Source organism: Nonomuraea sp. H19 (assembly GCF_052068215.1).
GTDB lineage: Bacteria > Actinomycetota > Actinomycetes > Streptosporangiales > Streptosporangiaceae > Nonomuraea.
In genome coordinates, this window is the sequence record NZ_JBQHCV010000028.1 from 123316 (window position 1) to 135169 (window position 11854).

The 11854-nt window shown below is 69.2% G+C and carries 9 protein-coding genes; 7 read left to right on the forward strand and 2 right to left on the reverse strand.

Features of this window, described 5'->3' with window-relative positions; all coding sequences use genetic code 11:
• Nucleotides 1-37 precede the first annotated feature (37 nt).
• The 7 genes from ACTMTI_RS44830 (at nucleotide 38) to ACTMTI_RS44860 (ending at nucleotide 9521) form a co-directional block, all read left to right on the forward strand.
• Nucleotides 38-1390 carry an MFS transporter gene (locus tag ACTMTI_RS44830; RefSeq protein ID WP_441126946.1) on the forward strand — a complete coding sequence of 451 codons (1353 nt, stop codon included), beginning with the start codon at nucleotides 38-40 and terminating at the stop codon, nucleotides 1388-1390.
• A 407-nt stretch (nucleotides 1391-1797) separates the two neighbouring features.
• Entirely contained in the window at nucleotides 1798-2856 is a 1059-nt protein-coding gene (locus ACTMTI_RS44835) for a FecCD family ABC transporter permease (protein WP_441126947.1), read from the forward strand.
• Nucleotides 2853-3914 carry a FecCD family ABC transporter permease gene (locus ACTMTI_RS44840; protein ID WP_441126948.1) on the forward strand — a complete coding sequence of 354 codons (1062 nt, stop codon included), beginning with the start codon at nucleotides 2853-2855 and terminating at the stop codon, nucleotides 3912-3914. Before ACTMTI_RS44835 ends, ACTMTI_RS44840 begins: the two co-directional genes overlap by 4 nt.
• A 40-nt stretch (nucleotides 3915-3954) precedes the next feature.
• A complete protein-coding gene (locus ACTMTI_RS44845; RefSeq protein ID WP_441126949.1) occupies nucleotides 3955-4794 on the forward strand; it encodes an ABC transporter ATP-binding protein in 840 nt (279 codons plus the stop codon).
• Nucleotides 4795-4910: 116 nt separating this feature from the next.
• Nucleotides 4911-5960 carry an iron-siderophore ABC transporter substrate-binding protein gene (locus ACTMTI_RS44850; protein WP_441126950.1) on the forward strand — a complete coding sequence of 350 codons (1050 nt, stop codon included), beginning with the start codon at nucleotides 4911-4913 and terminating at the stop codon, nucleotides 5958-5960.
• A 46-nt stretch (nucleotides 5961-6006) separates the two neighbouring features.
• Nucleotides 6007-7794 carry an ABC transporter ATP-binding protein gene (locus tag ACTMTI_RS44855; RefSeq protein ID WP_441126951.1) on the forward strand — a complete coding sequence of 596 codons (1788 nt, stop codon included), beginning with the start codon at nucleotides 6007-6009 and terminating at the stop codon, nucleotides 7792-7794.
• 26 nt (nucleotides 7795-7820) lie between these two features.
• Nucleotides 7821-9521, forward strand: coding sequence for an ABC transporter ATP-binding protein (locus ACTMTI_RS44860; protein WP_441126952.1), 1701 nt, complete (start codon nucleotides 7821-7823; stop codon nucleotides 9519-9521).
• A gap of 341 nt (nucleotides 9522-9862) precedes the next feature.
• Here the strand turns inward: ACTMTI_RS44860 and ACTMTI_RS44865 are convergent, their stop codons facing one another.
• Entirely contained in the window at nucleotides 9863-10861 is a 999-nt protein-coding gene (locus ACTMTI_RS44865) for a protein kinase family protein (RefSeq protein ID WP_441126953.1), read from the reverse strand.
• A 294-nt stretch (nucleotides 10862-11155) separates the two neighbouring features.
• The gene (locus tag ACTMTI_RS44870; RefSeq protein ID WP_441126954.1) at nucleotides 11156-11851 is read right to left on the reverse strand and encodes an SDR family NAD(P)-dependent oxidoreductase; all 696 of its coding nucleotides are present in this window, start codon (nucleotides 11849-11851) and stop codon (nucleotides 11156-11158) included.
• Nucleotides 11852-11854: the final 3 nt, after the last annotated feature.

Genomic DNA, 11854 nt, shown 5'->3' on the forward strand with positions numbered 1-11854 from the left:
CCTGGCCCTGATCGCCACCGCCCAGTTCATCGTCATCATGGACACGTCGATCATCGGCGTGGCCCTCCCCCGCATCCAGGAAGACCTCGGCTTCTCCCAGGAGAACCTGTCCTGGGTCTTCAACGCCTACGTCGTCGCCTTCGGCGGCCTGCTGCTGCTCGGCGGCCGCCTGTCCGACCTGTTCGGCGCCCGCCGGCTCTTCAGCGCCGGCTGGCTCATCCTGCTCATCGGCTCGCTCGTCGCCGGCATCGCCCCCGAAGTGTGGGTGGAACTCACCGGCCGCGCCGTCCAGGGCGTCGGCGCCGCACTGATCGCCCCCTCCGCCCTCACCCTGCTCATGATGCTGTTCGGCCACGACCCCAAGGAACTCACCAAGGCCCTGGCCCTGTACGGCGCCGCCGCCCCGGCCGGCGGCACCGCCGGCGTCTTCCTCGGCGGCCTCATCACCGAATACCTGAGCTGGCCCTGGGTCTTCTACATCAACATCCCCATCGCCCTCGTCGCCCTGCTGGCCACCGGCCCGCTGATGCCCGCCACCCAGCCCCAGCGCGGCACCGTCGACGTACTCGGCGCCCTGACCGTCACCCTCGGTCTCGGCGCCGCCGTCTACGCCATCGTCCAAGCCCCGGAGATCGGCTGGAACTCGGCCCAGACCTGGCTCGTACTCGGCGCCGCCGTGGCACTGCTCGCCGCCTTCGTCGCCATCCAGGCCCGCCGCCGCGAACCGCTCATGCGCCTGTCCATCTTCCGCACCCCCAAGCTCGCCGCCGCCAACCTCACCCAACTGCTGCTCGGCGGAGCCTGGATCCCGATGTGGTTCTTCCTCAACCTCTACCTGCAGCAAGTCCTCGGCTACAGCGCCTTCCCCAGCGGCGCCGCCCTGCTCCCCATGACCGTCCTCATCATGATCGGCATGATCGTCCTGGCACCCCGCACCATCAACCGCTTCGGCCCCAAGACCACCACCGTCACCGGACTGGCCCTGCTCGCCGCCGGAATGGCCTGGCTCGCGTTCATCCGCCCGGACGGCAACTTCACCGCCGACGTCCTGCCCGCCAGCCTCCTCGCCGCACTCGGCATGTCGCTGGCCTTCATCCCCTCCCTCGGCACCGCCATCTCCTCCGCCCGGCCCGAAGAAGGCGGCCTGGCCTCCGGCATCGTCAACACCAGCTACCAAGTCGGCTCCGCACTCGGCCTGGCCGCCATGACCGCCGTCGCCGCCGCCAACGGCGCCGCCCAACTCGGCAACCTACCCGCACTGACCAGCGGCTTCTCCGCCGCCTTCATCGGAGCCGCCGGCATCGCCGCCGTGGGCGCCCTGCTCGCCGCAGGCACCCTGCGCTCGCACACGTCCGTACCCGCCGACGAGGTCGCGGCCTCCCGCGGCTGACACTCCCCATGTGAAGCGTGCCCCCGGCTCCGATACTGTCGCGGAGCCGGGGGCACGCGGCTGAACGTCATGCTGCCCGCCCGCGTCACAGCGGCGGTCGGCTGCCAACCGCGGATGGTCTCGCTGTGCTCGGCGAGCCGGCGCTGGTGTTGCCGGCGAGGCACCCCCGGGAGGCGCTCGGGGATGACGTCGAAGTAGGCGCGCGGCCCCTCGGCGGGGATCTGCTCCTTCTCGGATGCTCTTGCCGACGTTCCTATTGATCTGTCCAACGGTGCCGGAGACGGGGTAGATCAGACCGACACCATCCAATTAGGTTAGGCTCCCCTTAATTTTGCCGGTCGTGCCCCGATGGAGGAGGCATCCATGGAAACGGCGCGAGCGCCCCTGCCCGGTCAGCGAGCGTCCTGATGATGGGCACGATTGCGGAGAAACGCCCCGCGCCAGGGGTCACAGAGGCCCGCCGGCGGCGGGTCGTGGCTTTGGGCGCGCTCGTGGCGGTCCTCGTGGTCGCGGGGGCGGCGTCGTTGGCCGTCGGCGCGCGCGCATTGAGTCCCGCCGAGGTCTGGCACGGGTTGTTCACGGCACCGGACGCCGACCAGCGGCTCACCGAGATCAGGCTCATCGTGCAGACCGTGCGGGTGCCCCGGACGGTGCTCGCGATCGTGGCGGGCGTCGCCCTGGGGGTCGGCGGGGCGCTGATCCAGGGGTACACGCGGAACCCGATCGCCGACACGGGCTTGCTGGGGGTGAACGCCGGCGCCTCGTTCGCCGTGGTTCTGGTGATCCTTCTCTTCGGGCTCACCAACCCGTTCCAGTACGTCTGGTTCGCCTTCCTGGGGGCGGCGGCCGCCGGCGCGGTTGTGTTCGGGCTGGCGAGCATCGGCCGGGGCGCCGGCAACCCGTTGACGCTCGCACTGGCCGGACAAGGGATCGCGGTGTTCCTGGCGGCGATGACCACGGCGGTCGCGCTTTCGGACCAGGCGGCGCTGAACGCGCTGCGGTTCTGGAACGCGGGCTCCGTGGCCGGGGTCGGATTCGACGTCATCTGGCCGGTCGTCGCGTTCATCGTGGCCGGGTTGGCGCTGGCACTCACCACGCTGCCCACCATCAACCTGCTCAACCTGGGCGACGACGTCGCGCGGGGCCTGGGGGTGAACATCGCCCTGAGCCGGACCATCGGCATCGTCGCCATCACCCTGCTGGCGGGCGCGGCGACGGCGGCGTGCGGCCCCATCGCGTTTCTCGGGCTCATGGTGGCCCACGTGGCCCGGTATCTGACCGGGCCGGACTATCGCTGGCTGGTGCCGTGCGCGGGTCTGCTCGGAGCCGTTGTCCTCCTTGTTTGCGACATCGTGGGGCGCGTAGTGGTGCGCCCGGGTGAATTGGACGCGGGTGTCGTCGTCGCTCTCCTCGGCGCCCCGTTTTTTGCGGTTCTGGTGTGGCGCGGAAAGTTGAAGAGCACATGAACGGGACAGACGTGAAGCGATCGGTGGCGCCGGGCGTGCGGCTCGGCCACGTCTCGTTCGTGTGGCGGCCCTTGCTCTTATTCGTCACGCTGCTGCTGGTGGCCGTGACCTTCCTGGTGTTCTGCCTGTCCATCGGCGTCGGGGACTTCCCCATCGGACTGCCCCAGGTGATCGCCACGATCTTCGGCCAGGGTGAGCGGGTCGACGAGTTCGTCATCATGGACCTGCGGATGCCGCGTGCCCTGGCCGGGCTCATCGTGGGGATCGCGCTGGGGGTGTCCGGGGCGATCACGCAGTCCATCGCGCGCAATCCGCTGGCCAGCCCGGACGTTCTGGGGATCACCGGGGGCGCCAGCGCGGTCGCGGTGCTCCTGGTGACGGTGTCGGGCGGGGCCGCCGCGGCGGTCGTCAGCTCCGTGGGCCTGTCCGCCGCGGCGCTCGCGGGCGGGCTCGGCACGGGCCTGCTGGTGTACTTCCTGGCGTGGCGGCGCGGGATCGACGGCTTCCGGCTCATCCTCATCGGCATCTCGGTGAGCGCCGTGATGGAGGCGATCACGGCCTGGCTGCTGGTCACGGCCGACATCAAGGACGTGGCCCGGGCTCAGGCGTGGCTGATCGGCTCGCTGGACAACCGGTCGTGGGACGAGGTCTGGGTGGCGTTGTGGGGCTCGCTCGCCCTCATGGCCGTCGTGTCATGCGTCGCGTTCCAGTTCAAGCCGATGCGTTTCGGTGACGAGGTCGCGGCCGGCCTGGGCGTCCGGTACTCGACGGTGCGGGCGGTCCTGTTGTTGTGCGCGGTGCTGCTGGCCGGTGTGGCGGTGAGCGCGGCCGGCCCGGTCCCGTTCGTCGCGCTGGTGGCGCCGCAGGTTGCGATGCGTTTGGCGAGGTACCCGACGCCCCCGCTGGTGGCCTCCGGCCTGGTGGGCGCGTTGCTGCTGATCGGCGCGGACCTGGTGGCGCGCGCGGCGCTGCCGATCGCCCTCCCGGTCGGCGTGGTCACCGCCGCGATCGGCGGCCCTTTCCTCGTTTATCTGCTGGTACGGGAGAACCTCCGATAGATGATGCAAAAGTTAGGCAAACCTAAGTAAGGTGGACCTTGTGGTCGCTCAGCACATCACCGAGGTCGATTCCGGGTTCAATGGCGTCTCACGGCTGGCGGCCAAGGGCGTCACAGTCGGGTACGGCGCCCGGATCGTCATCGACGATCTCGACGTGGCGATCCCGCCAGGAGTGGTCACCACGATCATCGGCCCCAACGGTTGCGGGAAGTCGACCCTGCTGCGGACCCTGTCGCGGCTGCTCAAGCCGGCCAAGGGGACGGTCGTGCTGGACGGTGAGGACATCGGCAGGCTCAAGACCAAGGACGTGGCGAAGAAGCTCGGCCTGCTGCCGCAGGCACCGGTCGCGCCGGATGGGCTGACGGTGGCCGACCTGGTCGCCCAGGGCCGCCATCCGCACCAGAGCTGGCTGCGGCAGTGGTCATCGGACGACGCCGCGGTCGTGGAACGCGCGCTGGCCATGACCGGGGTGTCCGACCTGGCCGACCGCCCGGTCGACGCGCTGTCCGGCGGGCAGCGTCAGCGCGTCTGGATCTCGATGACCCTGGCCCAGGGCACCGACCTGCTGCTGCTGGACGAGCCGACCACCTACCTGGACCTGGCGCACGCGATCGATGTGCTCGATCTGGTGGACGACCTGCACGAATCGGGGCACACCGTGGTCATGGTGCTGCACGACCTCAATCTGGCCACGCGCTACAGCGACAACCTCATCGTGATGAGGACGGGGTCGATCCTGGCGCAGGGGCACCCCCGTGACGTGATCACCGCAGAGCTGCTGCACGAGGCGTTCGGGCTGCGCGCCAAGGTGATCGACGACCCGGTGGGCGACCGGCCGCTCATCGTGCCGATCGGCCGCACCCACGTCCAGCCCGGCTAGACGCACCCATGACCAGGCCGGACAAAGTTAGGTTAGGTTACCCTTATTTCGATGTGTTAAGGTTCGCCTGCCCTAAGACGGGGTTGCAGCGGACAGCGCGAAACAAGGGATTTCGGATGCCCCTCCTTCGAACGACACTTACGAAGTCCTGGCGGCGGTTGGCGGCGATACTGTCCGCCGCGACCCTCAGCGCCGGCCTCCTCGCGGGATGCGGTTCCGACTCGGCGGAAAAGCCGAGCGACAACGCCCCGGCCGCCGCGGCCGGCGTATTCCCGCTCACCGTGGAGCACGCGTTCGGGTCCACGCAGATCACCAAGGCGCCCGAGCGCGTCGTCTCCGTCGGCTACACCGACGACCAGGCCATCCTGGCGTTCGGCATCAAGCCGGTCGGCATGGTCGACCAGTACCCGAACCCGCCGGGCAAGACCCCTGACATCAACACCCAGTGGCCCTGGGTGAAGGACAAGTGGGGCGACACCCGCCCCGAAGTCATCATGAGCAACGGGGACGCCGGCCCCAACTACGAGAAGATCGCCGCCCTGCGGCCCGACCTGATCATCGCGGTCTACTCCGAGATCGACCAGGCCGCCTACGACAAGCTCTCCAAGATCGCCCCGACGGTGGGCCGCACCAAGGCCGAGAAGGAGCCGTTCAGCGCGCCGTGGCAGGACAACGCGGTCCACATCGCCAAGGCGCTCGGCAAGGAGACCGAGGGCACCCAGCTGGTGCAGGGCATCCAGGACAAGCTCGACGCCGCCCGTAAGGCGCACCCGGAGTTCGCGGACCAGACCGCCGTCGCGTTGTCCTGGTACAAGGGCTCGGTCGCGCCGTTCACCACCACCGACGTGCGCGGACGACTCATATCGGGCATCGGCTTCAAGGGCGCGACGGAGATCGACAAGATCGCGGGCGGCAAGTTCTACACCTTGCTCTCCCCCGAGCGCATCGACCTGATCGACGTCGACCGCATCTTCGTCATCAACGACCAGGCCGACCAGGACGCGCTGAAGAAGTTCAAGCTGTTCACCAACCTCTCCGCGGCCAAGAACGGGAAGGTCTCGTACCTCCTGGACAGCGAGGGCCCGGCGATCGGCGCGGCCATGTCGCAGGGCACCCTGCTGTCCCTGCCGTACGCGATCGACGAACTCGTCAAGTCCGTCAGCTGAAGAGGTCGATGAACGTGTCCTGCCTCCGCCCTGCCCTGGTCCGGGTGTGAGCACCACCGACACCCTCCTCGCCCCGGCCACCCTGCGCACGGCGACCGGACGCGAGGCCACCCGTTGGGTCGCGGCGCACTGTCGCGAAGTGCCATGGCTGACGGTGGCCACCGTGCTCACCACGGTGGCCGGGGCGGCGCTTCAGGTACTGCCGGTGCTCCTGCTCGGCCGGGTGGTCGACGGGGTGATCGAGGGCGAGCCGCAATCGATCCTGGTCACGATCGGGGCCCTGCTGGTGGCCGCCGCGCTTCTCAGCTCGGCGGCCACCGCAGCGTCGACGTACCTGATCGGACGGCTGGGCGCGGATCTGCTCGCGCGGCTGCGGGAGGGCGCCGTACGGGCGGTGCTGGGAATGCCGAGCGCGCGGATCGAGCAGGTCGGCCGGGGAGACGTGCTGTCCAGGGTCGGTGATGACGTGGCCGTGCTGTCCAAGGGCATCCGCACGGCCATCCCCACGGTGTTCTCGGCGGGAGTGCTGGTCGTCATCGCCACGGCCGGCATGTTCGGACTGGACTGGCGACTCGGATTGGCGGGCGCCGGCGCGCTGCCCGCGTACGCGCTGGCTCTGCGCTGGTATCTCCCCCGGTCCGCCCCGCTCTACCAGAAGCAGCGGGTGGCCCAGGCCGATCGTGCGCAGGCGTTGATCAGCGGCCTGAACGGGATCGACACGGTCCGGGCGTACCGCCTTGAGGACGCCTTCCGCGAGAAGGTCACCAGCGAGTCGTGGCGGGTACGCGATCTCGGCATCGAGGTGTTCCGGTTCTTCGGCCGGTTCGTCGGCAGAGAGAACCGCGCCGAGTTCATCGGGCTGGTCCTGATCATCGTGGTGGGGTACGCCCTGTTGGAGGCCGATGCCGCCAGCCTGGGCGAGGTGGCGGCGGCCCCGCTGCTGTTCCACCGGCTGTTCAACCCGCTGGGCGCCATCATGTTCACCTTCGACGAGGCGCAGAAGTCGGGCGCGAGCCTGACCCGGCTGGTCGGGGTGCTGGGCGAGGCCGCGGATGACCGGCTGGTGGGCGACACGGCCGTCGCGTCGGCGGACGCCGCGCCGTACCCGGTGACGGTGGAGGGGCTGACGTTCAGCTATCCCGACACCGAGGAGCCGGTCCTCCGGGAGGTCAACCTGACGATCCCGGCCGGCGGTTCGCTCGCGCTGGTGGGGGCGACGGGCGCGGGCAAGACCACCCTGGCCGCGCTGATCGCGGGCATCGGCACCCCGCAGGCCGGATCGGTGCGCATCGGGTCGACCGACCTCGCGGACCTGGACGAGGCCGGGGCGCGGGCCTTGGTGAGCATCCTGACGCAGGAGACGCACGTGTTCTCCGGTCCGCTCGCCGGCGACCTGCGGCTGGCCGCGCCGGAGGCGACCGATGCCGAGCTGATGGACGCGTTGCGCACGGTCGGCGCCGACGGGTGGGTCGACGCGCTGCCCGACGGGCTGAACACCATGGTCGGCGAGGGCGGCGAGCGCCTGGACGTCACCAAGGTCGCCCAGATCGCCCTGGCCCGGCTGGTGCTGGGCCGGTCGCCGGTGGTGGTGCTGGACGAGTCGACCGCGGAGGCGGGCAGCCAGGGCGCCGCCGAGCTGGAGCGAGCCGTGTCGGCCGCGTGCCAGGGCCGCACCACGCTGTTCGTGGCGCACCGGCTGACCCAGGCGATGGCGGCGGACCAGATCGCCGTGCTGGACTCGGGACGCGTGGTGGAGCAGGGAACTCACGAAGAATTGGTGGCTCTGGGCGGCCGGTACGCGCGACTGTGGCGAGCCTGGCGAGAGGGTAGTTAGGTAAGAAGCGATTGACCGCCACCCCGATGACAACTCCTGACAAGCAGCGGCCCCGCACGGGGTCCGACATCCTCCGGACCGCACTGCGGCGCAACGTCGGCGCCATGGCCTGGGGCACCGTCCTCATGGGCATGTACCAGGCGGGTGAGACCGCCTTCCCCATCGCGCTCGGCCTGATCGTCGAGTACACCATGCGGGACCGGAGCCTCGGCTCGCTCGGCCTGTCGATCGCCGCCCTAGCCGTGATCATCACGACCGTGTCGCTGTCGTGGCGGTTCGGGATGCGCATCCTGCAGAAGGCCAACACGACCGAGGCGCACCGCTGGCGGGTGCGGGTCGCGGCCTGCGGACTCCAGCCGGTGGCCAGGGACGTCGATCTCAAGTCCGGCGAGGTGCTGACCATCGCCACCGAGGACGCCGACCAGACCGCCGACATCATCGAGGTGGTGCCGCTGCTGATCAGCTCGCTGGTCGCGGTGCTGGTCACGGCTGTGGCGCTGGGCCTGGCCAACGTCCAGCTCGGCCTGCTGGTGATCGTGGGAACCGTCGCGATCCTGTCGATCCTGAGCGTGATGTCCAGGCGGATCGGCGCCAGCACCCGCGAACAGCAGGCCCGGGTGGCGCGGGCGGGCGCGAAGGTCGCCGACCTGATCACCGGCCTGCGCCCGCTGCACGGCTTCGGCGGCAACGACGCGGCGTTCCGGTCGTACCGGAAGGTCAGCACGGAGGCGAAGCAGCAGGCGATCACCGTCGCCGGGGTGAACGGCGCGTACGCGGGCGCCGCGCTGGCCCTCAACGCGATCCTCGCCGCCGCCGTGACCCTGACGGCGGGCTGGCTCGCGTTCCAGCGCCAGATCACCATCGGGGAGCTCGTCATGGCCGTGGGGCTGGCGCAGTTCATCATGGAACCGCTCAAGCTGTTCTCCGAGATGCCGAAGTACGTGATGATCGCACGCGCGTCGGCCGAGCGGATGGCCCTGGTGCTGGCCGCGCCGCCGGTGATGACCCCGGGGCGGGAGCGCCCGGCCGCGGGCGGAGACCTCGAGGTTGACTGCGTCCGGTACGGGTCCCTGCGCAAGCTGAAGTTCCAGGTGTCAGCCGGCGAGTTCGTGGCGATCGCCGCCTACCAGCCGCGCACGGCGGCCGACCTCGCGGCGGTCCTGGCCATGAACGTCCCACCCAGCGCGTATGAGGGTGTGGTGCGGGTCAGCGGGCAGGAGACGGCGGACCTGTCGATCGAGGCGGTCCGCGCGCACATGCTGGTGAACCCGTACGACGGGGAGATCTTCGCGGGCACCCTCCGCACGAACATCGACCCGTCGGGCACCAGCCGGATGGTCCCCGAGGCCGTCGAGGCGTCCATGCTGACCGACGTCGTCGCCCTCCACCGCGAAGGACTCGACTACGGCGTCCGCGACCGCGGCGCGAACCTTTCCGGCGGGCAGCGCCAACGGCTGTCCCTGGCCCGCGCCCTCGCCGCCGACACCGACGTCCTCGTCCTGCACGACCCGACGACGGCCGTCGACGCGGTCACCGAGCAGCTCATCGCGCGCAACATCGCCGAGCTGCGCCGGGGCCGCACCACCATCGTGATCACCAGCAGCCCGGCCCTCCTGGACGCCGCCGACCGGGTCCTCGTCCTGGACGACGGCGTCATCACCGCGGAGGAGACGCACCGGAACCTCCTCACCACCGACGAGAACTACCGCCTGGCCGTGGCCCGGTGACGTAGGCGAGCGCCCAGGCGACATCCCTGAACAGGGCGTGCCGCCAGCCCGCCCGATCGTGGGCCGACGCGCTTGTCCCCCTGATCAGAGCTCCGCAATCGATCATGCTGTTCGCGGCGACGGCAGCGACCCGTTCGAGGCGGAGAGCCTGGGCGTGGGGTCTCGTCCGACCGGCCGCTGTCCGACGAACTGGAAACCAGTGGCTGGGCTCGCGGCGCCAGTTCTGCCGACGGTCGAGCAGGTCACCGGGCATCCTGCCCGCACCTACGCCGAGTGGGTAGCCCACCACTCCGCGAGCTTCAGCGCCTTAGGGGCCCGGCCCTGGGGCTGGGGTTGCTGCCTTAGGTGTGTGCTTGACGCGGCGAAGCGTCTGCCGTAGCCCGCTGAAGTTCGTCGACCGGATACGGCGTCCGCTTGGTCTCGGTGATGAGCCGACGGTGGAAGCCGTTCAGGATGAGGGCGGTCCTGGCGTGCCGGTCGACAATCGCGGCGATCGCGGGCGGGAAGTGCTCGCGCGTGGTGCTGCCCGCGATCCAGTCGCGCAGGAAGGCCTCGTGCTGGGCGTCATCGCGCACGCCGCCGGGCAGGTGGTGGCGGAGCAGATGGGTTGCGGTGTAGTGACGGTCGTAGGCGAGGTGATCAGACAGGAAGGCTGCCTCGGCCGCGGAGAGGTCGAACCGAGAAGACAGCGCGAGCCCGAAGTCTGCAAAGTAGAGCAAGCGCCCGTCGGTCAGGACGTTATGGAAATGGGCGTCGAAGTGAACGAGCCCGTTGGAGCTCATGAAGGCGGCCCCGCGGGCGAGAGCTTGCTCTGCCCATGCGTACGGTGAGGCGTCCTGCTGGCCGGCCAACCAGGCGGCCAGCGTGTACGGGATGTGTTCCAGGAAGAGCACCAAGCTGAGCGAGGAGCCGGCGATGGACTTCAGCCGTTCGCGCACCGCCGGGGAGCCCTCCCAGTGCGTGACCGCTCCGTTGATGCCTCCGAATTCGTCGGCGAAGCCCTCCGGAGGGGAGTCGGGTATCACCCGACAGTGGTACATCAGAGGGAAGCCCTCATAGATGTTGCCGAGGACCCAGTTGGTGGTCATGGTGTGGGTTTCCAGTTCGCGCCAGGCCCCGAATCCGGCTGAGCCGATGCCGTACTGGTAGAAGGTGGGCAGGTCGAAGAGGTTGACCGTTGATCGGACGTGCTCCGGTCGCGTTTCGAGGTCCGTCAGCGGAACCCGTTTGACGAACACCCGCCTCCCGTCGATGTCCAACTCTGCCGATCGACCGCCGATACCGGAGCCGCGAGGCGTGGCCGCGGTCACGAGGTCGATGATCCGGTGGTCGCTCAGCATGGACAGTTGAGCGGAAACGGCCTGGTAAGCGGCTACGCGTTCCGCGTGCAGCTGGTCCAGATGGCGCTGTTCCAGATGGTGCATTCACGGCTCCAGGCAGCCTCACCGAGGCGTCGATGATCACCAATGCGACTGACCTTACCGTGTCCTGGAAGGCCGCTGTGTGGGTGCTGAGGCGCCCCTGTTCGTCAGGTCCTCTGCCGCACCAGATCAGAGCTGCCGTCCAGCGCGCTCACCTGTCAGGGGCTGGGACATGGGATGGATGAACCCGAGCAGTGCAATTTCGAAGGGTCGTCACCAGAGGCCGCCGTTGACATCCAATACGGTTCCGGCCATGTATGACGATTCGTCGCCGAGCAGGAATGCCACAGTCGCGGCCACTTCGTGAGCGGCGCCGAACCGGCCGCTGGGAATCGTACTGAGATACTGTTCACGGCGCTCCGCGGGAATGAGTCGAGCCATGTCGGTGTCGATGACACCTGGCGCCACCGCGTTGATCCTGATGCCGTGAGATGCGTATGCGCGGCCAAGCCCCTTCGTCATGGCGATCAGACCTCCTTTGGAAGCTGCATACGACGGATCTGGGCTCCCCATTCTGCCGCTGACCGACGCCACGTTCACAATCGAAGCCTCGCTGCCGCCCGCGATGTGGCTGCCGACGAATTCGCGGCACAATACGAGGGGGGCGACGAGATTGACGGCCATGACTTCATCGATGTAGGCCGCATCGGTTTCAGGCAAGTGAACGGCTCGGTATATTCCTGCGGCGTTGACAAGAGCCCTGGGAAATCCGTTCTGGGAAGTGACTTCATCGATGAGCGCAGCGGCCTGCTCCGGATGGCGCAGGTCAACGGAATAATGAGCGTCCGCACTCGACTCATGGAGATCGGCGCCGATCGTCCGCCATCCCTTTGCGCGTAGCACCGCCACGATGGCCTGCCCAATCCCGCCGGCAGCGCCTGTTACCAAAGCGGTCTGCTCGTCGCCCATATG

Bases quoted from the DNA above. Each gene is read 5' to 3' on its own strand.
- ACTMTI_RS44830 (WP_441126946.1), top strand. From the start codon at position 38: ATGGACACGTCGATCATCGGCGTGGCCCTCCCCCGCATCCAGGAAGAC.
- ACTMTI_RS44835 (WP_441126947.1), top strand. From the start codon at position 1,798: ATGATGGGCACGATTGCGGAGAAACGCCCCGCGCCAGGGGTCACAGAG.
- ACTMTI_RS44840 (WP_441126948.1), top strand. From the start codon at position 2,853: ATGAACGGGACAGACGTGAAGCGATCGGTGGCGCCGGGCGTGCGGCTC.
- ACTMTI_RS44850 (WP_441126950.1), top strand. From the start codon at position 4,911: ATGCCCCTCCTTCGAACGACACTTACGAAGTCCTGGCGGCGGTTGGCG.
- ACTMTI_RS44860 (WP_441126952.1), top strand. From the start codon at position 7,821: ATGACAACTCCTGACAAGCAGCGGCCCCGCACGGGGTCCGACATCCTC.
- ACTMTI_RS44865 (WP_441126953.1), bottom strand. From the start codon at position 10,861: ATGCTGAGCGACCACCGGATCATCGACCTCGTGACCGCGGCCACGCCT.
- ACTMTI_RS44870 (WP_441126954.1), bottom strand. From the start codon at position 11,851: ATGGGCGACGAGCAGACCGCTTTGGTAACAGGCGCTGCCGGCGGGATT.